Genomic DNA, 21,630 nt, shown 5'->3' on the forward strand with positions numbered 1-21,630 from the left:
TTCACCTGCGCGTTCATGGCTGACAATGCTGGCGAGCGTCCCGATCCGGACGCGCTCTTGAAAGACCTCGACGCTGCCGCGCGCCAGGCGGTGCGCGGCAAGTTGCGGGTCTACTTCGGCTCGTCCGCCGGCGTCGGCAAGACCTACGCCATGCTGGTGGCCGCCCGAGCCCATGCCGCGCAGGGCGCCCGCGTGCTGGCCGGCATCGTCGAAACACACGGCCGCCGCGAAACCGCCGCCCTGCTCGAAGGCCTGGCGGTCCTGCCGCTCAAAGAGGTCGCCTACCGCGGCCACGCGCTCAAGGAATTCGACCTGGATGGCGCGCTGCGGGCGCATCCCGATCTGGTGCTGGTCGACGAACTGGCCCACTCCAACGCGCCCGGTTCGCGCCACGCCAAGCGCTGGCAGGACATTCACGAACTGCTGGCGGCCGGCATCGACGCCTGGACCACGCTCAACGTGCAGCACCTGGACAGCCTCAACGAGGCCGTCGGCAGCATCACCGGCGTGCGGGTCTGGGAAACCGTGCCCGACGAGGTCTTCGACGCCGCCGACGAAGTCATCCTGGTCGACCTGTCGGCCGACGAACTGCTGCGCCGCCTGAAGGAAGGCAAGGTCTACCTGCCCGAGCAGGCGCGCCACGCCACCCGCAACTTCTTCCGCAAGGGCAACCTGATCGCGCTGCGCGAGCTGGCGCTGCGCCGCACCGCCGACCACGTCGACGACGACGTCCAGGCCTATCGCCGCGACCGCGCCATCGAGCCGGTGTGGCGCACGCGCGAAGCGGTGGTGGCCTGCATCGGCCCCGACGCCGACGCCGAATACGTCATCCGCAGCGCCCACCGCCTCAGCCAGCAGCTGGAGTGTGACCTGCACGTGGTCACCATCGACGTGCCGCGCGCCGCGCCGCCGCCGCAGGCCGAGCAGGAACGGCTGCAACGCAGCCTGGCGCTGGCCGACTCGCTCGGCGCGCGTTGCGAAACCCTGGCTGGCGGCGACATGGTCGACGCCGTGGTGCGCTACGTGCGCCGCCACAACATCACCAAGGCCATCGTCGGCCGCACCCGCGCCAGCGGCCTGCAGCGCCTGCGGCTGTCGCTGTCGGCCCTGTTGACGGCGGCCATCAGCCCCGGCTGGCTGTGGCGCCGTCACAGCTTCGCCGACATGCTGGCCGCCGGCTGCCCCGAGATCGACATCATCCGCCTGGGCGCCCCGCCCCTGCCCGCCGCCAGCGTGCCGGGCCGCGATCCGCTGACGCTCGGCCGCCGCGGTCGCCAGGCGGCCGACGAACGCGGCCCGCTGGCGCTCGCCGGCTATGCCTGGGCCCTCTGCTATTGCGCAGTGGCCACCGCGCTGTCGGCGCTGGCGTTCCCGGCGCTGCACCAGACCAACATCGTCATGCTGTTCCTGCTGGCGGTGGTGGCGGTGGCGCTGCGCCATGGCCGCGGCCCGGCCGCGCTGGCCTCGGTCGTCAGCGTGGGGCTGTTCGACTTCTTCTTCGTGCAGCCGCTGGCCTCGTTCGCCGTGTCGGACGTGCAGTACCTGCTGACCTTCGGCGTGCTGCTGGCCGTGGGCCTGTTGATCGGCCAGCTCACCGCCGGCCTGCGTTTGCAGGCTCAGGCCTCCGTCAAACGCGAGGCCGACGCCCGCAGCCTGTACGAGTTCGCGCGCGAGCTGTCATCGGCGCTCTTGCCCGAGCAGATCGTCGCGTCCGCCGGCGCCTTCGTGCACGCCACTTTCGGCTCGCGCTGCGCGCTCTACATCCTGGGCCTGGACGACCGCCTCAAGCTAGCCTCGCCCGCCGCCGACGACATGCCGCCGCTGGAGTCGGCGCTGGCCCAGTGGGTCTACGACCACGGCCAGCCGGCCGGCGCCGGCACCGCCACGCTGTCCAACAGCGACCTGCTGTACCTGCCGCTGAAGGCGCCGATGCGCACCCGCGGCGTACTGGCGCTGGCGGCGCCGCGCCGCAGCCTGTTCTCGCAGCCCGACTCGCGCCGCCAGATCGAGGCCTACGCCACGCTCATCGCCATCGCCCTGGAGCGCCTGCATTATGTCGAAGTGGCGCAGCAGGCGCTGGTCAGCATGGAATCCGAAAAACTGCGCAACTCGCTGCTGGCCGCGGTTTCGCACGACCTGCGCACGCCGCTCACCAGCCTGGTCGGCATGACCGACACGCTGATGCGGCGCCAGGACGCATTGCCGGCCGACATCCAGGACACCATCCGCGCCATGCGCGACCAGGCACAGCGCATGCACGCGCTGGTCGCCAACCTGCTCGACATGGCGCGGCTGCAGAGCCGCGACACGCCGCTGCGGCTGGAGTGGCAGTCGATCGAGGAGCTGGTCGGCGCCTCGCTGGCCGCCATGCGCGAAGCGCTGGCGGCGCATCAGGTCACGGTCGACAGCCTGTCCGGGTTGCCGCTGGTCGAATGCGATGGCGTGCTGATCGAGCGGGTGCTGTGCAACCTGCTGGAGAATGCCGCCAAGTACACCCCGGCCGGCAGCGTCATCCGCCTGCATGCCGTGGCGCAGGACGGCGAGCTGCGCGTCGCGGTGTGCGACAACGGCCCCGGCGTCGCGCCCGGCGCCGAGCGCCGCATCTTCGAGAAATTCACCCGCGGCGAACGCGAATCCGCCACCCCCGGCGTCGGCCTCGGCTTGGCCGTGTGCGAAGCCATCGTCAGCGCGCACCATGGCCGCATCTGGGTCGAACACGCGCCAGGCCAGCCCAGCGGCGCTCAATTCGTCTTCACGCTGCCACTGGGCACGCCGCCCCCGATCCAACCCGAGCCCGCCTGAGCCCAACGCATGTTCGACTTTCAACCTACTGTCCTGATCATCGAGGACGACGCCAATATCCGCCGCTTCGTGCGCCAGGCCCTGGAGAGCGAAGGCTGCGCCGTGTTCGAAGCCGACACTGTCAAGCGTGGCCTGATCGAGGCCGGCACCCGCCAGCCCGACGCCGTGGTGCTGGACCTGGGCCTGCCGGACGAGGACGGCATGACCCTGATCCGCGAACTGCGCGGCTGGACCGAAGTACCGGTGCTGGTGCTGTCGGCGCGCACCGCCGAGGCCGACAAGGTGGCCGCGCTGGACGCCGGCGCCGACGACTACCTGACCAAGCCGTTCGGCGTCAGCGAACTGCTGGCGCGGCTGCGCGTGCTGCTGCGGCGCCATGCCCGCGGTGGCGCCGGCAGCGCCGCCGAGATCAGCTTCGGCGAGGTGCGCGTGGACTTCGCCAAGCGCGTGGTCGAGCGCGGCGGCCAGCACGTGCACCTTACCGCCATGGAATACCGCCTGCTGGCCGCGCTGCTGGCCCATCGTGGCAAGGTCATGACCCACCGCGAACTGCTGCGCGAGGTCTGGGGCCCGTCGCACGTGGAAAGCAACCACTACCTGCGGATCTACATGGGCCACCTGCGGCAGAAGCTCGAGGCCGATCCGGCGCAACCGGTCTACCTGCTGACCGAGATCGGCGTGGGCTACCGCTTCGCGGGCTGACGTCTCGCGCCCCGCGCAGGCGCTGAACCAGGCGGAGCGATGGGTTGTATTGACCGGCGTTGTATTGACCGGCGTCGTATTGCCCAGCGTCGCATTGCCCAGCGTTGCATTACCCAGCGTTGTATTGTCTTGCGTTGTATCGCCCTGCGCTGTGCTGCCTTGCGTTGCATTGCCGTGCGTTGTACTGCCTTGCGTGGTACTGCCGTGCGGCGCCCGGACAGGCGCGACAATCCGCGCTATTGACGCGCCCTTTACGCGGATCGCGCCACTCTTGTCTCGCCGTTTATGCCGCTTCTCCTATTGTGGCGATCCCGTCCAACACAGGAGAATTCCATGTCCCGCAACACCCTGGCCGCGCTCGCGCTGTTCGCCCTTGCCGCCCCCGTGCACGCCGCCGATGCGCCCGCCGCCGGTGAGCCGGCCCCCGAGTACTCGCTGACCGCCAACGTCACCCTGGCCAGCCAGTACCGCTACCGCGGCCTGATGCAGACCAACAACCAGCCCGCAATCCAGGGCGGCTTCGATTTCACGCACGCCAGCGGCCTGTACCTGGGCAACTGGAACTCCAGCATCAGCTGGCTCAACGACAGCAACAGCAAGGTCTCGGCGCCGGTGGAAATGGACTTCTACGGCGGCTACAAGGGCAACCTGGCGCCGAACGTGCCGTTCGACCTGGGCGTGCTGCAGTACTACTACCCCGGCGACTACCCGTCGGGCTACACCAGCCCCGACACCACCGAGCTGTATGCCGGCCTGGGCTACGGCCCGGTCCTGTTCAAGTACTCGATCGCGATGACCAACCTGTTCGGCTTCGCCGACAGCAAGTACAGCCAGTACTTCGACCTGAGCGGCAATTTCGACACCGGGGTCTGGGGCCTGACGCTCAACGCCCATGTCGGCCGCCAGACGGTCCGCAACGTCACCGACGGCGCCTACACCGACTGGAAACTGGGCTTGACCAAGGACTTCGGGCAGGGCCTGGCGATCTCGATCGCCTATATCGACACCAACGCCGACCGCGCCGTCTACACCAACAGCCGCGGCCGCTACATGGGCCGCGCCACCGGCCTGCTGTCGCTGACCAAGACCTTCTGAAACGCCCGGGCGTTGACGCGCTTTTTACGCGTCTCGCCCGCATTTATCGGCAGGTTTTACGGCCCGCTTTCTATAGTGGAATCGTCATCAACCAACCGGATACGCGCGAGCCCGCCCTCACGGCTGCGCCCCCCGACCGCCATGATTCCCCTCCAAGAACGCAGCACGCACGCCTCGTTTGAACGCCCCGCTTCGGTCCAGGCGCCACAACCCGCGCACATGGTCTCCCTGACCATCAGGATCGACACGCTGGACGCCTTGAAGGTCCGGCTGGCCCTGCACCGTGAGCTGGGCGAACGCATTGGCGTGTACGTGCTATCGGTGGATCACGCCCATGGCCAGAGCATCCTGCAGCTGCATTGCGACCGCAACCAGGTCGACGCCCTGATGCACGCGGTGATGTGCGGCCTGCCCCAGGCCGAATTCGGCCCGCTGCGCCCCGCGGCCGCCATCACGGTGCAATAAGCCATGGATACCCCGCTCACTCCCGCTTTCGAAGGCCTCTGGCTGCCGATGGTCACGCCGATGCGCGGCGGCTACGTCGATTGCGAAGCCGCCCAGGCGCTGGCGCGCTACTACCGCAACGCGGGCATCGCCGGCCTGGTGCTGTTCGGTTCCACTGGCGAAGGCAACCTGCTCTCCATCCCCGAGAAGATCGAGATGATCGAGGCCATCCGCCGTGATCCGCACGCCCTGCCGCTGGTGTTCGGCGCGGGCGGCGTCGACACGCGCGGCGTGGCAGCCGCCATCCGCCGCCTGGACAAGTACGCGCCCGCGGGCTATCTGGTACCGCCGCCGTACTACCTGGGCCCGTCGCAACAGGGCATTCTGTGGCACTACCGGCAGATCGCCTGGGCCACCGAGCGCCCCATCATCCTCTACAACATCCCCAAGCGGACCGGCGTCACCATGACGGTCGAAACCATGGAATCGTTGGCGCTGCTGCCCAACTTCCGCGCCGTCAAGGAATGCAATCCCCCGGTGTTGATGGCGCTTAACGCGCGCGGCCACCTGGCGGCGCTCTGCGGCGAGGACATGGCGCTGCTCGACCATTTCCTGGCCGGCGGCCTCGGCGCCATTCCCGCGGCCGCGCACCTGTTTCCGGAACGCTTCGTCGAAGTCATGCAGCTGGCGCGCGATGGCCACGCCGAAGCCGCGCGCGAACTGTTCGAGCCCCTGCGCGGCCTGATCCGCCTGCTGTTCGCCGAACCCAACCCGGCGCCAATCAAGCGCGCGCTGGCGCTGCAAGGCCTGATCGCCGACGAGCTGCGCCTGCCCATGACCAGCGCCAGCCGCGAGCTGACCCCGCGCCTGCAACGGGCCATGAGCGTGGTGCAGGGATCACCTAATAGGCTGCAGACAGCTTGAACACGGCCACCGCGCGCGCCAGGTCGTCGGCCTGATCGTGCAGCGTGGACGCCGACGCCGCGAACTCCTCGACCAGCGCGGCGTTCTGCTGTGTCACGCTGTCCAGGTGTGTCACCGCCTGATTGATCTGCTCGATGCCGACACTCTGCTCGGCCGACGCGGTGGCGATCTCGCCCATCAGCGGCGCGCTGGTCGCCGCCGATTGCAGCACGCTGCCCATAGTGGCGCTGGCCTGCTCCACACGCTGGCTGCCGCGTTCGACCGAACCCGACGAGGCCTCGATCAGCGTCTTGATCTCCTTGGCCGCGGTGGCCGAACGCTGCGCCAGCGCCCGTACCTCGCCCGCCACCACCGCGAACCCGCGCCCCTGCTCGCCGGCGCGCGCCGCTTCCACGGCGGCATTGAGCGCCAGGATATTGGTCTGGAAGGCGATCTCATCGATCAGGCGAATGATCTCGTCGATCCGTTGCGAACTGCGCGATATCTCGCGCATCGCATCGATCGCATGCTGGGTCTCTTCGCTGCCCTGGCGCGCCAGTTGCGCCGACTCGCCCGCCAGCGCACTCACTTCACGCACGTGATCGGCGCTCTGCTTGGCGGTGGCGGTGATCTGCTCGACACTGGCCGCGGTCTGCTCCAGCGCGGCTGCCTGCTTCTCGGTACGATCGTGCAGGTCCATGCTGCCCGCTGCGATTTGGCGCGAAGCCGCCGCGATCGAACCGGTGGCGTGCACGATGCTGCGCACCGCCACGTCCAGCCGCTCTTGCATCGTTGCCATGGCGCCGAACAGCCGGCCGATCTCGCCCCGATGGTGGCGCGAGATGACGCTGGACAGGTCCCCTTGCGCCACCCGTTCACAGACCGCCACGGCCTCGTCCAAGGGACCGATGATGTGCGAGCGGAAGAATCGCAACGCCACCGCCAGCAGCGCCGCCAGCAGCAGCACCGTCACGCCGCCCTGGCGCCACAGCGTGGCGCTGAAGGCCGCATCGACGTCGTCCACATACAGCCCGGTGAACATCAGCCAGCCCCATTCCGCGTCGTAGACGGCATAGCTGATCTTGGGCAGGGACTCCTCCGCGCCCGGCCGCGGAAACAGGTATTCGACGAAGCCGCCGCCCTCTCTGCCGCGCTCGTGCAGATTCTCGAAGATGGGCAATCCGCCGCTATCCTTGACCGCGCGCACGTTGGTCCCCAAAAGCTTGGCATCGGGATGCACCAGCAGCGCATAGCCATCGTCGAACACGCCGACGTAGCCGTCCGCGCCGTAGCGCAGTTGCGCCAGCCGCTGCGCCACATTGCGCTTGGCCTGCTCGGCCGACAGCCCCTCGTCGATGGCGCGCTGCTTGCCGTTGCGCACAATGCCGGCGGCCAGGTCCAGCACGTGGCGCAGTTCCGTCTTGCGCCCATCCAGCATCTCGGTCCGCCGCTCCCAGGCGTCCCAGCCTCCCAGCGCCAGCACCGCGACCCCGATAGCCAGCACGAACCACAGCAGCTCCCTGCGCAAACTTGAATTCTTCATAGGCCCCCTCTTTCCCGGTATCCTTCCGCGCCCGCAACCAAAGACGGCGAAATGTGACGATTTATCTTTGCGTCCGATCAGAATACGAGGGAGTGGCAGGGTTTTCACCGACGAGGCCAAGCCGGCTTGATCTACGTCAAACCCTTCAAGCTTTTGCCGCGCAACGTGCACGCAAAAAAAAGCAAGGCCATGCAGACCTTGCTTTTCATAGCGTCAAGCCGCTTGCAAAAGCGGCCGCGGGCCACTAGCGTCGCGCTGCCAGGCGCTGTTGCGCAAGCCCGGTGCGAGCCGACGTCAACGCATACAACACCACCACCGTCAACGCATAGATCGGCACGCTGCGCATGTTGCGAAACATCATTTCCGACATGCTGAAGACGAAATAGCCCAGGCAGAACAGCAGGCCAATCTGCGATCCGACATGCACCACCGGATCGTCGCTGGCGGAACGGCGCCAGAAGATGGCGGCGGGGATCAGGTACAGCGCGAGGATGGACAGAAGTCCCAATACACCATACCCCGCCAGCGCACTCAACATGTCGTTGTGCGGTTCGCCATAATCGATGGAGACCAGCTCGGTTACCACGCCCTGCTTCTGCAGCTTGGCCAGCTCGGGCCGAAAATTGGATACACCGACGCCCAGCAGTGGGCTTTCCTTGAACATCATCCAGGAAGCCTTCCACAGCTGAATGCGGATGCCGACGGAGGTGTCGCGATCCTGTTGTTCATAGCTGTTCAGATCCGAGACCCCCCCTCTCCAGCGACTTTCCGTCGAATACCAGGAAACCGCCGCCACCGCCGCAATCACCACGACGAATCCCGACAGGAACAACATCTTGGTTCGCAGCACCCACTGGCGATTCGTCAACAGATACACCAGACCGAACACGGGCAGGAGCAACCAGCTGCTACGCGTCTGCGAAACCCAGACACCATACAGGCAGATCGGCATCACGGCGATTTTTGCCGCGGACTCCAGCCGCGGCCAGGGCGAAAGATTCCAGCGCAGGGTCAGTAGGGAGGCCAGCCCGAAGAAAATCGTCAAGTCGGCAAATGCCACGGCGTTATAGCGTCCGCCGAAATCAGACACCGCCCCACGCCCCAATCCGGGCGCGTGGATGATGTAGATCAACATCAACGAGCCGGCAAAGGCGGCGACCAGCAGGCTCCATTGAATCTGCTGCAACCATTGGCGCGGCGCCCTCATCAGCACCCAGCACACCGGCACCGCCAGGGCGAAGCGCAGCAGTTTTTCAATCTCCGATGAACTCCAAACGCCTAGATAGGTGCTGCTGATGCACATGGCCGCCATCGGCAAGACCAGCACCACGGCTATAGGTGTGATTTCCTTCAGGGAAAATGGCTCCCATTTCCGTATGAGATTGAAGGCCATCGTCGTCAGGGCGATCAACGCCGTCAAGTAGATGATGATCGTCCCGCCCACGGCACTGGTCAGCGCCAGGGCGGGAATCAGCAGCGCCAAGGCGACAACGCTGCGCAAACAAGAAATAGGCATGATGAGTTCTGTTCGGCCGCGGCAAGGACCGGTCGATGTTGAGGAAAGAGGATTGGCCGGCGCGCCAGCGGAAATGGCGCGCCGGCGTCGAGATAATGGATGATTCCGGCGCAACGGACCAGCTTTGCGGACTAAAAGCGGACGGGTTTCGCCGCACCCAAGGACTTCTTGTAATCCCGCGTCAACCCTTCGAAAGCCGCCATGACACTACCAGGACGTAGCCATTCTCGCCACAGCCGGTCCCTCCAGCGGCCCCCGGGGATATAGACGGGATAGGCAATGCGCGACATCGACCACCCCGGCCGCCATGCCTTCGTGCGGGTGGGCCTCCCGGTGAGGGTAAGCGTTGGCACCCCCACGCAGGACGCCAGATGCCCGATACCAGACTCATTACCAATGAACCAACCACACTCGTGGATGAAGGCTGCAACGTCCGCCAGCGACGGGGACTGCTGGATAGCCAGGCCCGCGTCGATCAGGCAGGTCCATTCGGCCCGTTCGTGTGGCGCCAGGATGAAGACCGGCTCGTATCCCTGGCGCTGTAGCCTCAGGCCCAGTTCGACGAAATGCCGTGGCGCCCAGCAGCGCTGCGCCCCCGTGGAGGATGGATGCACAGCCACACGTTTTTCATGAATGCGGTGGCGTCCCGAGACAGGCGGCCGCAGTCCGATGTCAGTGCCCGACAAGGGCAACGCCAATGCGTCACGGCAATAATCGCTGATCTGATTTAACTTGACGAATCCTTTCCCGGTAATCACGACATGTGCGTCGTAATAGAAATAGGACGTCGCATGGTCATGCAAGGCATACGGCCAGCCGACATGCATCTGCGCCGCGCAGTCATAGTCCGCCAATACGACCGACGCCTGCTCCTGGGGCAGCGAGGGCCTGATATCCATACCCGGCAGCCAACTACGCAGGCTGTAGGCGAAATCGCCGAAAACGGTCACCTCGCGCCCATGCACCGCCAGATTATGCGCCATGGCCATCATCAGCAACGTATCGCCCAACCTGGGCGCCATCAGCATTGCGATCCGCTTGGCATCGCGCAGGCCTCGGACACAGTCCGAGGCGTGATAGGGCGGCATATCGGAAGCGGGTTGAGCCATATCGTGAAAATACGCAGACTAAAGGGAATACCGTATTACAAACGCTCGAATTATACTGTCACAATAGTCACAAATTAATTCTTGTGCGCCTGCGGCTCCATCATTTCGTAGGGTCTTTTTCCAGATTACCGACATCCGAAAAGAATTTCACCAAAAAACCCGCAAAGCCTTGCAGCCTGCGGGTTTTGGTGACTTAAACGGACCAATCTGATTCCAAATTACATATTTTCAATCATGACCTGGCCAAAGCCCGAGCATGACACCTGCGTCGCGCCTTCGAGCAGGCGGGCAAAGTCATACGTCACCTTCTTGGACAGGATCGACTTCTCCATGCTGGAGATGATCAGGTCGGCGGCCTCGGTCCAGCCCATGTGGCGCAGCATCATCTCGGCCGACAGGATTTCCGAACCCGGATTCACGTAGTCCTTGCCCGCGTACTTCGGCGCCGTGCCATGGGTGGCCTCGAACATGGCGACCGAGTCCGACAGGTTGGCGCCCGGGGCGATGCCAATGCCGCCAACTTGCGCGGCCAGCGCATCGGAGATGTAGTCGCCATTCAGGTTCAATGTGGCGATCACGTCGTATTCCGCCGGACGCAGCAGGATCTGCTGCAGGAAGGCGTCGGCGATGACGTCCTTGACGATGATCTCGCGGCCGGTCTTGGGATTCTTGAATTTGCACCACGGCCCGCCGTCGATCAGCTGCGCGCCGAACTCCTTCTGCAACAGCGCATAGCCCCAATCGCGGAAGCCGCCTTCCGTGAACTTCATGATGTTGCCCTTGTGCACCAGGGTCAGCGAGGTACGGTCGTTGTCGATGACGTATTGCGCCGCCTTGCGCACCAGGCGCTCGGTGCCTTCGCGCGACACCGGCTTGATGCCGATGGACGAGGTGTTGGGGAAACGAATCTTCTTGACCCCGAGCTTGGTCTGCAGGAACTGGATCAGTTCCTTGGCCTGCTCGCTCTCGGCCATGTATTCGATACCCGCGTAGATGTCTTCCGAGTTCTCGCGGAAGATCACCATGTTGGTCTTTTCGGGCTCGCGCACCGGCGAGGGCACGCCCTTGAAATAGGCCACCGGGCGCAGGCAGACGTACAGATCCAGCTGTTGACGCAGCGCCACGTTCAGCGACCGGATGCCGCCGCCGACCGGGGTGGTCAGCGGGCCCTTGATCGACACCACGTAATCCTTGACGACCTCCAGGGTCTCGTCGGGCAGCCACACGTCCGGACCGTAGACCTTGGTGGCCTTCTCGCCGGCATAGACTTCCATCCAGTGGATCTTGCGCTTGCCGCCGTAGGCCTTTTGCACCGCGGCATCGACGACCTTGATCATCACGGGGGTGATGTCCGCGCCCGTGCCGTCGCCCTCGATATAGGGCACGATGGGCTGATCCGGCACGTTCAGCGAGAAATCAGCGTTGACCGTGATCTTCTGGCCCCCAGCGGGCACCTTGATATGTTGATAGGACATGAATGCTCCATTTGCTCCGGGTGGTTTTTCTGCACGCGCGCCGCATCGGCCGGCGTGAGCGCCGCGGGCCGCGTGGCCCCGGCGAAACGCGCACTGGATAGCGGATAGCAACCAATTCTATATCGCATTGGGGCCGCCGGGCGGGCGCGGCGCCGGCGGGCGGTAAAATAAAGCCCTCTCCAGCCCGCATGGCCCCCGTCTGACAATGTTCAACCCATCCCGCGACCAGGTTCGCGAATTCTTCATCGAAACCTGGCGCAAGCACCGCGCCAACGAGGTCCTGACCCCACTGGAGGCCATGGCCCTGGACTGGGTCATCGAGCATCCGGAATACCATGGCGACCTCGAAAACCCCGAGGCCATGACCACCGAATACGCGGTGGAAAAGGGTCGCACCAATCCGTTCCTGCACCTGTCGATGCACCTGGCCATCGCCGAGCAGTTGTCCATCGATCACCCGCCGGGCATCCGCAACGCGTACCAGCGCCTGGTGGCGCGCAGCGACGCGCATCAGGCCGCGCACGAGATCATGGAATGCCTGGGACGGGTGGTATGGGAAGCCCAGCGCCTGGGCACGCCGCTGGACAGCGACACCTACATCGACCTGATCCGCCAGCGCGCCGAACGATAGCCGGCCGCGCGACGCGAGCGCCCAAGGAAAAACCCTCGGCGAACCGAGGGTTTTTTGCATGCGGGGCAAACAGCGCTATTTGCGCACGCCCAGGTCGCTGGGCAACGATGCCAGCCAGGCCGCGACGTTGCTGATGTCCTGGTCCGACAATTGGGTGGCGAAAGCGCCCATGATGGGGTTCTTGCGCACGTTGGCCGTGGCCGCGCTGCCCGAGGCGCCGCGGCGGTAGGCCTTGAGCGCATGTACCAGATAGTCGGCGTGCTGGCCGGCCAGCGTCGGGTAGGCCGGATCGACCGCCGTCTTGGCGTCGGCGCCATGGCACGATGCGCAGTTGAATTTCTCGAAGACAGCCTTGCCGGCCATCAGGTCCTGGGCCTGGGCAGCCGCGCCCGAAATGGCCAACGTCGCGCCCGCGAGGGCAAGCATGATGCGGTTCATGTGATTGCCCCCTGTCATTTCAGATTCGAGTAGTACGCGGCCAGATCGGCGATGTCCTGATCGGACAGGCTGCCGGCGATGGCGTCCATCGTGGGATGGCTGCGCGCGCCTTTCTTGTACTCGTTGAGGGCGGTTTCGATGTATTTGGCGTTCTGGCCGGCAATCATCGGGACGTGGTAAAGCTCGGGAAAGGTCGCCTTGTAGCCTTCGATGCCGTGGCAACCGATGCACATGGAGACCTTGTCGCGGGCATTCTGGACGTTGCCGACCGGCGCCGCGTCCGCGGCGGCCGCCTGGCCGGCGATCGCACAGGAGGCCAGGGTCAGCAGGGAAACCGTGTACTTCAGAGAGAATCGCAACTTCATTGGGATGGCTCTTCTTGGTATGGCTTGAGGACTAGGGCCTGCTCACACGGAAAGGCCCCCGGCAAACACGTTGCGGGTCGAACCCAGCTGCAAAACCGCCTGATTGTACGATAATTGTCTAGGATTAATACCCGAAAATGGCCTTGATCCCCATCAACCCCGAGAAGTCCGCCGATCCATGTCCGCTGCCCAGACCGCTCCTTCCGCACCGCAAACACGCTTCGATGGCACCGACCGATACGTCGCCACCGATGACCTCAAGCTCGCCGTCAACGCCGCCCTGACACTGCAGCGCCCGCTGCTGATCAAGGGCGAACCCGGCACCGGCAAGACCATGCTGGCCGAGGAAGTGGCGCGCGCGCTGGGCCGTCCCTTGCTGCAATGGCACATCAAGTCCACCACCAAGGCGCATCAGGGTCTTTACGAATACGACGCGGTGTCGCGCCTGCGCGACTCGCAGCTCGGCGACGAAAAGGTCCGCGACATCCGCAACTACATCGTGCAGGGCACGCTGTGGCAGGCCTTCGACGCCGAGCAGCCGGTGGTGCTGCTGATCGACGAAATCGACAAGGCCGACATCGAATTCCCCAACGACCTGCTGCGCGAACTCGACCGCATGGAATTCCATGTGTACGAAACGCGCCAGACCATCGCCGCGCGCCACCGGCCGCTGGTCATCATCACCTCCAACAACGAGAAGGACCTGCCCGACGCCTTCCTGCGCCGCTGCTTCTTCCACTACATCCGTTTCCCCGACCGCGAGACCATGCGCGACATCGTCGCGGTGCATTTCCCCGAACTCAAGCAGGACGTGCTGCGCGCGGCGCTCGACACCTTCTTCAGCCTGCGCGACGCGCCCGGCCTGAAGAAGAAACCGTCGACCTCCGAACTGCTGGACTGGCTGCGCCTGCTGCTGGCCGAGGACGTCAGCGCGGCGCAGATCGACGCGCACACCGCCACGGCGGTGCCGCTGATGGCTGGCGCCCTGCTCAAGAACGAGCAGGACGTGCACCTGCTGGAACGACTCGCCGCCATGACCCGCGGCGCCCAGCGCCGCTGACGCCCTCCTCGCGGCCATCATGCTGATCGACTTCTTCTACCACCTGCGGGCACACAAGCTGCCAGTCTCGGTGCAGGAATACCTGACGCTGGTGGATGCGCTGCGCCAGGACGTCATGACGCCCACGCTGGACGACTTCTACTTCCTGGCGCGCACCGCGCTGGTCAAGGACGAATCGCTCTACGACCGCTACGACAAGGCCTTCGGCGCCTACTACAAGGGCATCGAGGCCGCGCTGCCGGCCGGCAAGGACATCCCGCTGGACTGGCTCATCAAGCAGTTCGAGAAGAGCCTGTCGCCGGAGGAAAAGGCCGCCATCGAGAAGCACGGCTGGGACAAGCTGATGGAGCTCTTCAAGGAACGCCTGGAAGAGCAGAAGGAACGCCACGCCGGCGGCAGCAAGTGGATCGGCACCGGCGGCACCTCGCCCTTCGGCAACGGCGGCTACCACCCAGAAGGCATCCGCGTCGGCGGCCAGTCGGCCGGCAACCGCAGCGCGGTCAAGGTCTGGGACATGCGCCAGTTCAAGGACTACGACGATCAGGTCGAGCTGGGCACGCGCAATTTCAAGGTCGCGCTGCGCCGCCTGCGGCGTTTCGCGCGCGAAGGCGCCGAACTCGAACTGGACCTGGACGATACCATCGCCAGCACCGCGCGCAATGCCGGCCACCTGGACCTGCGCATGGTCCCGGAGCGCCACAACACCGTCAAGGTGCTGATGCTGCTGGACGTCGGCGGCAGCATGGACGACCACATCGGCCGCGTCGAGGAACTGTTCTCCGCGGCCCGCAGCGAGTTCCGCAATCTCGAGGTCTACTACTTCCACAACTGCCCGTACGAAAGCCTGTGGCAGAGCAACCGCCGGCGCCAGAACGAACGTTTCGACACCTGGGACGTGCTGCGCAAGTACAACCCCGACTGGCGCCTGATCATCGTCGGCGACGCCACCATGAGCCCCTACGAGATCCTGCAACCGGGCGGCTCGGTCGAGCACTACAACAAGGAACCCGGCGCACAGTGGATGCGCCGGCTGCTGGATGCCTGGCCCAAGTCCGTGTGGCTCAATCCCGAGCCCACCGCGTCGTGGCAGTACCGCCAGTCGATCGCGCTGATGCGCGACATCATGCAGGACCGTATGTACCCCGTGACGGTCGCCGGACTGGAACAGGCGATGCGGGTGCTGTCGAAGTAGTGCGACCGCCGGGCGCCGCGGCGCGGTCCCGGCAAAGCCCTCAGCCATCCACCGGCCGCGCCGGCGTGTCCAGGGTCAACTGGTAGAACGCCAGGTCGAGCCAGCGGCCGAACTTGAAGCCAGCCTCGCGGATGGTGCCGGCATGCACGAATCCCAGCTTCTCATGCAGCTTGATGCTGCCCTGGTTGGCCGCGTCGATGCCGCCGATCATCAGGTGCACCTGGTTGGCGCGGGCGCGTTCGATCAACACGCGCATCAGCGCCTCGCCCAAGCCCCGCCCGCGGAAGCGGCCGTCGACATACACGGAATGCTCGACCGAATACTTGTAGGCCGGCCAGGCGCGGAACGTGCCGTAGCTGGCGAACGCCATCAGCTCGCCCGCCGCGTTCTCGAACCCCACCACGGGAAAGCCTCCGGTGGCCTTGGCCTGGAACCAGCCCAGCATCGCCTCGCGCGGACGCGGCTTGTAGTCATACAGCGCGGTCGAGGTGGCAATGGCCTCGTTGAAGATGGCCAGGATCTGGTCGGCATGGCGTTCGTGCGTGCAGTCGACCAGGATGGCGCCGTCCGGGGCGCGGGTATCAGCGTGGGAAGTCATGCGTCGGATTGTAGCGAGCCGCCCCGATCACAAGATAAAAAAAACCGGCGATCTCGCCGGTTCAGTGAGGGGACTGCCGCTTCTGGCCACTCTCAGGCGGCGCGGCTCTCCACAGATCGGTTGGCACTGTCGGCCATGCTGCGCATCCCGGGACACTGGCGCCAGGACAATTCGTCCGCATCCATGTCCAGGTCGAACAGGTCATTGGCCGCGGGCCACGGATGCTGGCGCGCCTCGGCGCCCTCCATCTCGAGCACGTGCCCGGCGAAGCCTCGCGGCGACCCTCCGCACTCGGCGAAATAGCGCTGCGTGCTCAGGTCCACCACGTAGGTGGTCATGTCATGGGTCAGTATGGCCACGAATTGGCCGTCATCACTGGCATAAGCGTACTGAAACTGCCCTTTGATGCGGTCGCCGCTCATGGGGCTGCCGGTCAATTGGGACAAGGCACGCGTGACGATCTCGGTCAGCATGGGTCGTTCCTCCGAAAGATGCGCCGGCAGGATGCCGGCGGCGAAGGCGCGAACAACAAGCACCGTCGTCGCCCGCGGAGCGGGGGCGCGCGTTCCGGCATGCTGCCGATGCGGCCCGGCGGGGCGGCGGCTGGCGTTGGACGGGAAACCTGTAGACGGCTGTCGCGCATCCCGTCGACAACAGCAACTACGTTCCGCAAAGCTTACACCCGCGCCCGTCCCGATCTCAAATCGGCCGCGCCACGCCAGGATGCTGCATCGCAACATCCCGGCATGACGAGGCCTGCCGACGCTTATGCAGCGGCAAACGGCTCCCTGCCAGCGCCTGCGTCACCATTTTTCTGCGCACTCCAGGCTTCTCGCGCCAGCCGGTACAGCACATGCGTCTTCAAGGGATGGCCGTCCGGCACCGCCGGATGCTCGAAGCGCTGTGCATCTTCGCGCATGCCCAGGCGTCGCATCACCGCGCGCGATGGCTCGTTTTCCGGCACCGTGAACGCCACGATCTCGGGCACGCCAACCTGCTCGAACCCCACCCGCAACGCCGCCTGCGCGGCCTCGCTGGCATAGCCCCTGCCCCAGTAGGGCGCCGCCAGGCGCCAGCCGATTTCCACGCCGGGCGCGAACGGCAGCGTCGGCGCCAGCGCCTTGATGCCGACGAACCCGATGAACGACGCGACGCCCGGCGCCTCGACGGCCCAGAAGCCCCAGCCGTATTCATCGATGCCGGCGGCCAGCCGGTCGGCCAGCGCGTCGCTTTCCGGCGCGGTCAGCGGCAACAGGTAACGCGTCACGCGCGCATCGGTATTCATGGCCGCGAACGGCTTGCGGTCGGCCGCCAGCCACTGCCGCAGCACCAGGCGAGGAGTCTCAATTTCAAGGGATAGCGACATGCGCGTTTTTTCCAGACGGAACGACAGGCCGGCGCGCCAGGGGCGGGCCCCTGAACCATTCACACCGTATACACTCCAACGGATTCTGCCATGCCAAAGGAATAGTCCGCCATGCGCCTGTCCATATCGAAGCTGCCGCGCCCGCTGGGCGCGCTGCTGTTCTCATCCTTCCTGGCCTTCCAGGCCGGAGCCGCCAGCCTGCCGGCCGGCGTCACGGAGGCCGCCTCGATTGAAGGCATCACCGAATACCGACTCAGCAACGGCCTGCGCGTCCTGCTGGTTCCCGACGAATCCAAGCCCTCGACCACGGTCAACATGACCTATCTGGTCGGCTCGCGCAACGAGAACTACGGCCAGACCGGCATGGCCCACCTGCTCGAACACATGCTGTTCAAGGGCACCTCCACCACCCGCAACGCCATGGGCGAATTCTCGCGCCGCGGCCTGCAGGCCAACGGCTCGACCTCCAGCGACCGCACCAACTATTTCGCCAGCTTCGCCGCCAACCCCGACACCCTCAAGTGGTATCTGGGCTGGCAGGCCGATGCCATGGTCAATTCCCTGATCGCCAAGGAAGACCTCGACTCCGAAATGACCGTCGTGCGCAACGAGATGGAAAGCGGCGAGAACAGCCCCTTCCGCATCCTCATGCAGAAGATGCAGGCGGCCGCGTTCCAATGGCACAGTTACGGCAAGAACACCATCGGCGCCCGCTCCGACGTCGAGAACGTCGACATCGGCCAGCTGCGCGCCTTCTATCACGAGTACTACCAGCCCGATAACGCGGTGCTGATCGTGGCCGGCAAGTTCGATCCGCAGGCCACGCTGGCCGACATCGAGGCCACGCTGGGCAAGCTGCCCAAGCCCGAACGCAAGCTGCCGCCGGAATACACCGTCGAGCCGGCCCAGGACGGCGAACGCGCCGTCACGTTGCGCCGCACCGGCGGCACGCCGCTGGTCGCCGCGATGTACCACATCCCGGCCGCCGGCAGCCCCGACTTCGTGCCGTTCGACCTGGCCACCACCATCCTGGCCGATACGCCGTCGGGCCGCCTCTACCACGCGCTAGTGCCGACCAAGCTGGCCTCGGGCGTGTTCGGCTTCACCATGGAAAACCTGGATCCGGGCCTGGCCATGTTCGCCGCCCAGTTGACCCCGGGCAAGAACCAGGATGCCGCCATGAAGGCGCTGACCGGCACGCTGGAAGATCTCGGCAAGAAGCCCTTCACCCAGCAGGAACTGGACCGCGCACGCAGCAAATGGCTGACCTCCTGGGAGCAGACCTACAGCGATCCCGAACAGGTCGGCGTGGCGCTCTCCGAGGCCATCGCCGCCGGCGACTGGCGCCTGTTCTTCCTGCAGCGCGACCGCGCCCGCAAGGCCACGCTGGCCGAGGTGCAGCAGGCCGCCACCACCTACCTGGTGCAAAGCAACCGCATCGAAGGCCGCTACATCCCGACCGACAAACCGGTGCGCGCGCCGCAGACCCAGCGCGTCGATCTGACGGCGGTGTTCAAGGACTACAAGGGCGATCCCGACTTCAAGGCCGCGTCCGCTTTCGATCCCACCCCGCAGAACATCGACCGCCTGACCCAGCGCAAGACGCTCGACCTGCCCAACGGACCGGTGCAGTTGGCGCTGCTGCCCAAGGCCACGCGCGGCAACCGCGTGCAGGCGCAGATGCTGATCCAGTTCGGCAACGAGAAAGACCTGCTCGGCCAGCGCGTGAATTCCAGCGCCGTGGCCGACCTGCTGACGCGCGGCACCGCCAAGCTGTCGCGCCAGGACATCCAGGACCGCCTCGACAAGCTGCAGGCCGAACTCGGCTTCAGCGGTGGCGGCACCACGCTCAAGATCGCCATGTCGACCAAGCGCGAGAACCTGCCCGAACTGACCCGCCTGGCGCTGGACATCGTGCGCAACGCCAACTTCCCCAAGGAACAGCTCGAGGAATACCAGCGCCAGCTCGAAACCTCGATCCAGAACGCCATGACCGAACCGCAGGCCCTGGCCGGACGCGCCCTGGCCCGCCAGGACAATCCGTGGCCCGCCGATGACCTGCGTTACGTGCCGACGTTCGAGGAATCGCTGGCCGGCGTCCGCGCGCTGAACCGCGATGCGCTGGTCAAGTTCCACGCCAAGTTCTATGGCGCCGGCAAGATCGAATATTCGGCCGTGGGCGATTTCGAACCCGAAGCCGTCGAAAAGGCCGTCAAGGACGGCTTGGCCGGCTGGAAGCGCGCCCCCGCCTACACCCGTGTCGGCAATCCGTACCGCGACATCCCCGCCAAGCAGTTCGACATCGAGACCCCGGACAAGGCCAATGCGTTCTACATCTCGCGCATGCCCCTGAAGTTGCAGGACAGCGACGCCGACTATCCGGCGCTGTACCTGGCCAACTACCTGTTCGGCGCCTCGGAAACCTCGCGCCTGTGGAACCGCGTGCGTGAGACTGAAGGCCTGTCCTACAACGTGCGCAGCTCGCTGTCGGTCTCGTCGTTCGAGCCCAGCGCCAGCTGGACCATGTACGCCATCTACGCGCCGCAGAACCGCGAGCGCCTGGAAAAGGCCATCGGCGAGGAACTGGCCCGCGTGCTCAAGGACGGCTTCAGCGACAAGGAAATTTCCGACGGTATCACCGCGCTGCTGAACTACCGCAACCTGGCCCGCGCCCAGGATGACGTGCTGGCCGGCACCTGGCTCGACTACCTGCAGCGCGGCCGCACCTTCGAATGGTCGGCCGAGATGGACAAGAAGATCAGCGCGCTCACGCCCGACACGGTCAACGCCGCCTTGCGCAAGTACCTGCGCCCCGACGGCTTCAGCACCGCGGTCGCCGGCGACTTCAAGAAAAAGACGCCCTGACGCTACGTCTTCCTGGCATCCCCAGCCCCTGCCCAGGCAGGGGCTTTTTTTTGCCGCCAAGCGCATCGCGCACCCATCGTGGGGACGGAGCAACCGCATAACCATGCCATAGACGGGGAAATTTCTTATCCAAATATTTATTACCCATCCATTTGGAAAGATGTTTTCAGGATATACGGGTTTATCCCAGGTGGGATGACGCGCACAATTCAGTCATCGGGAACAAACAACGAACCACGACGGAGGGCCGCCGGATTCGGCCCCGTCCAACAACATTGGAGGTCATTATGAAAACCCTGACGACTACCCTTCTGATTTCCCTAGCCCTGGCTGGCGCCGGCGCGCAAGCCGCCGGTGTCGAGCAAGCCAAGTCGAGCGCCCAGGTGGCGACCGAACTGCAACAGGCCAAGGTCAGCGGCCAATACACCTTTGGCGAACTGGACTACCCGCCCGCCCTGCCCCAGGCCACCAGCCTGAGCTCGCAGGAAGTGCAGGCCCAGTTGCAACAAGCCAAGACCAGCGGCGAATACACCTTCGGCGAACTGCAGTACCCGCCCGTCAAGGCGGCCGCGGCCGGCGTCAAGTCGCGCGCCGAAGTCCAGCAGGAACTTGCCCAGGCCAAGGCCAGCGGCCAATACACGTTCGGCGAACTCGAATACCCGCCGATCACCCGGTGAGCTGCTTGCTGTAGCCCGGCCGGCCTCGGGTGGCATCATGGCTCGGGGTCGGTTTTTTCAGGTTACAGCGGCGGACCTAGCAGTGGAAGTAGCAGTACCTGTAGTCAGCAGCATCCGTAGTCAGCAGTACGAAGTCTGTTTTGGAAGAGGCAGCACCTGTAGTTAGCAGTACGGTTAGCAGTACGAAGTCTGAAGCAAGAAGTTGTAGTACCTGCAGTGAAACCGCGGCGCAAGCCGCGGTTTTTTTCGTCCGTCCGATGGCGATGCGGATGCGTGATTGTCGCAATTCAATATAATAATTCTCATTAGCAAATAAATGAGTCCGCCTTGAGTTGCCTCCCCATCGCCCCGCCGGATCCCATCACGGACCTCTACCGTGATCACCATGGCTGGCTGCTGTCGTTCCTGCGCCGCAAACTCAACGGCGACCGCGACAACGCGGCGGACCTGGCTCACGACACCTTCGAACGGGTGCTGCGGCAGGACATCCGCCCCATCCTGCTGGCGCCGCGCCCGCATCTGACCACCATCGCCAAGGGGCTGGCCATCGACCAGTTCCGGCGCGCGTCGCTGGAACGCGCCTACCTCGATGCGCTGGCCCAGCAGCCCGAACCCGTCTCCCCCTCGCCCGAGGAACTGGCGCTGGTGCTCGAAGCGCTCGACACCTTGAGCGCCATGATCGACGGCCTGCCGCAGCGCGCCCGCGCCGCCTTCCTCATGGCCCAGCTCGACGGCATGCCGTACGAGCAGATCGCCCGGGCGCTGCGGGTGTCGGTCAACGTAGTGCAGAAAGACATGATCAAAACCTGGCAGCGCTGCTACCAGGTGATGTACGCCTGAGCGCCGCGC

20 protein-coding genes are annotated in these 21,630 nt (G+C 65.4%); 11 read left to right on the forward strand and 9 right to left on the reverse strand.

What is annotated here, in order from left to right; all coding sequences use genetic code 11:
• The first annotated feature begins 15 nt into the window (after positions 1–15).
• The 5 genes from AruCF_RS25275 to dapA all read left to right on the forward strand — a co-directional run bounded on the left by AruCF_RS25275 (position 16) and on the right by dapA (position 5,967).
• Entirely contained in the window at positions 16–2,802 is a 2,787-nt protein-coding gene (locus AruCF_RS25275; RefSeq protein WP_049071771.1) for a DUF4118 domain-containing protein, read from the forward strand.
• Between the two features lie 9 nt (positions 2,803–2,811).
• On the forward strand, positions 2,812–3,504 hold the full coding sequence (gene kdpE / locus AruCF_RS25280) for a two-component system response regulator KdpE (RefSeq protein ID WP_049071769.1): 693 nt from the start codon (positions 2,812–2,814) through the stop codon (positions 3,502–3,504).
• Between the two features lie 333 nt (positions 3,505–3,837).
• A complete protein-coding gene (locus AruCF_RS25285; RefSeq protein WP_049071766.1) occupies positions 3,838–4,599 on the forward strand; it encodes a TorF family putative porin in 762 nt (253 codons plus the stop codon).
• Between the two features lie 141 nt (positions 4,600–4,740).
• Positions 4,741–5,064 carry a hypothetical protein gene (locus tag AruCF_RS25290; protein WP_235432742.1) on the forward strand — a complete coding sequence of 108 codons (324 nt, stop codon included), beginning with the start codon at positions 4,741–4,743 and terminating at the stop codon, positions 5,062–5,064.
• Between the two features lie 3 nt (positions 5,065–5,067).
• Positions 5,068–5,967: a 4-hydroxy-tetrahydrodipicolinate synthase gene (dapA, locus tag AruCF_RS25295; protein WP_049071763.1), complete on the forward strand. Its 900-nt coding sequence runs from the start codon at positions 5,068–5,070 to the stop codon at positions 5,965–5,967.
• Here the strand turns inward: dapA and AruCF_RS25300 are convergent.
• From AruCF_RS25300 to icd, 4 genes are all read right to left on the reverse strand, one after another.
• Positions 5,945–7,489 (reverse strand): methyl-accepting chemotaxis protein, encoded by a 1,545-nt coding sequence (locus tag AruCF_RS25300; protein ID WP_049071761.1) that lies wholly within the window; start codon positions 7,487–7,489, stop codon positions 5,945–5,947. The genes dapA and AruCF_RS25300 overlap by 23 nt on opposite strands.
• Before the next feature lie 244 nt (positions 7,490–7,733).
• Entirely contained in the window at positions 7,734–9,005 is a 1,272-nt protein-coding gene (locus tag AruCF_RS25305) for an O-antigen ligase family protein (protein ID WP_083036951.1), read from the reverse strand.
• 131 nt (positions 9,006–9,136) lie between these two features.
• Positions 9,137–10,114 carry a glycosyltransferase family 9 protein gene (locus AruCF_RS25310; RefSeq protein WP_049071758.1) on the reverse strand — a complete coding sequence of 326 codons (978 nt, stop codon included), beginning with the start codon at positions 10,112–10,114 and terminating at the stop codon, positions 9,137–9,139.
• Positions 10,115–10,332: 218 nt separating this feature from the next.
• Positions 10,333–11,589 carry an NADP-dependent isocitrate dehydrogenase gene (gene icd / locus AruCF_RS25315; RefSeq protein WP_049071757.1) on the reverse strand — a complete coding sequence of 419 codons (1,257 nt, stop codon included), beginning with the start codon at positions 11,587–11,589 and terminating at the stop codon, positions 10,333–10,335.
• A gap of 205 nt (positions 11,590–11,794) precedes the next feature.
• Here icd and AruCF_RS25320 point away from each other — a divergent pair, with 205 nt between their 5' ends.
• Positions 11,795–12,220: a DUF1841 family protein gene (locus AruCF_RS25320; protein ID WP_049071755.1), complete on the forward strand. Its 426-nt coding sequence runs from the start codon at positions 11,795–11,797 to the stop codon at positions 12,218–12,220.
• Between the two features lie 75 nt (positions 12,221–12,295).
• Here AruCF_RS25320 and AruCF_RS25325 read toward each other — a convergent pair whose 3' ends face one another.
• Together AruCF_RS25325 and AruCF_RS25330 are read right to left on the reverse strand one after the other, a co-directional pair.
• The gene (locus AruCF_RS25325) at positions 12,296–12,658 is read right to left on the reverse strand and encodes a c-type cytochrome (protein ID WP_049071754.1); all 363 of its coding nucleotides are present in this window, start codon (positions 12,656–12,658) and stop codon (positions 12,296–12,298) included.
• A gap of 14 nt (positions 12,659–12,672) precedes the next feature.
• Entirely contained in the window at positions 12,673–13,023 is a 351-nt protein-coding gene (locus AruCF_RS25330) for a c-type cytochrome (protein WP_049071752.1), read from the reverse strand.
• A gap of 178 nt (positions 13,024–13,201) precedes the next feature.
• On the opposite strand from AruCF_RS25330, the gene AruCF_RS25335 reads away from it, so the two are divergent.
• Together AruCF_RS25335 and AruCF_RS25340 are read left to right on the forward strand one after the other, a co-directional pair.
• Positions 13,202–14,083 carry an AAA family ATPase gene (locus AruCF_RS25335; RefSeq protein WP_049071749.1) on the forward strand — a complete coding sequence of 294 codons (882 nt, stop codon included), beginning with the start codon at positions 13,202–13,204 and terminating at the stop codon, positions 14,081–14,083.
• Between the two features lie 19 nt (positions 14,084–14,102).
• Positions 14,103–15,275: a vWA domain-containing protein gene (locus tag AruCF_RS25340; RefSeq protein ID WP_049071748.1), complete on the forward strand. Its 1,173-nt coding sequence runs from the start codon at positions 14,103–14,105 to the stop codon at positions 15,273–15,275.
• 40 nt (positions 15,276–15,315) lie between these two features.
• Here AruCF_RS25340 and AruCF_RS25345 read toward each other — a convergent pair whose 3' ends face one another.
• The 3 genes from AruCF_RS25345 to AruCF_RS25355 form a co-directional block, all read right to left on the reverse strand.
• Positions 15,316–15,873: a GNAT family N-acetyltransferase gene (locus AruCF_RS25345; protein WP_049071746.1), complete on the reverse strand. Its 558-nt coding sequence runs from the start codon at positions 15,871–15,873 to the stop codon at positions 15,316–15,318.
• A gap of 92 nt (positions 15,874–15,965) precedes the next feature.
• Positions 15,966–16,346 carry a hypothetical protein gene (locus AruCF_RS25350; RefSeq protein ID WP_049071745.1) on the reverse strand — a complete coding sequence of 127 codons (381 nt, stop codon included), beginning with the start codon at positions 16,344–16,346 and terminating at the stop codon, positions 15,966–15,968.
• Positions 16,347–16,639: 293 nt separating this feature from the next.
• Entirely contained in the window at positions 16,640–17,239 is a 600-nt protein-coding gene (locus AruCF_RS25355) for a GNAT family N-acetyltransferase (protein WP_049071744.1), read from the reverse strand.
• A 111-nt stretch (positions 17,240–17,350) separates the two neighbouring features.
• On the opposite strand from AruCF_RS25355, the gene AruCF_RS25360 reads away from it, so the two are divergent.
• From AruCF_RS25360 to AruCF_RS25370, 3 genes are all read left to right on the forward strand, one after another.
• Positions 17,351–20,104, forward strand: coding sequence for a M16 family metallopeptidase (locus tag AruCF_RS25360; RefSeq protein ID WP_049071742.1), 2,754 nt, complete (start codon positions 17,351–17,353; stop codon positions 20,102–20,104).
• 287 nt (positions 20,105–20,391) lie between these two features.
• Positions 20,392–20,781 (forward strand): DUF4148 domain-containing protein, encoded by a 390-nt coding sequence (locus tag AruCF_RS25365; protein ID WP_049071739.1) that lies wholly within the window; start codon positions 20,392–20,394, stop codon positions 20,779–20,781.
• Positions 20,782–21,108: 327 nt separating this feature from the next.
• Positions 21,109–21,621, forward strand: a complete 513-nt coding sequence (locus tag AruCF_RS25370) for a sigma-70 family RNA polymerase sigma factor (protein ID WP_198512763.1) — start codon at positions 21,109–21,111, stop codon at positions 21,619–21,621.
• The last annotated feature ends 9 nt before the right edge of the window (positions 21,622–21,630 follow it).

Origin of the sequence: Achromobacter ruhlandii (assembly GCF_002082135.1) — a bacterium.
Classification (GTDB): domain Bacteria; phylum Pseudomonadota; class Gammaproteobacteria; order Burkholderiales; family Burkholderiaceae_B; genus Achromobacter; species Achromobacter ruhlandii.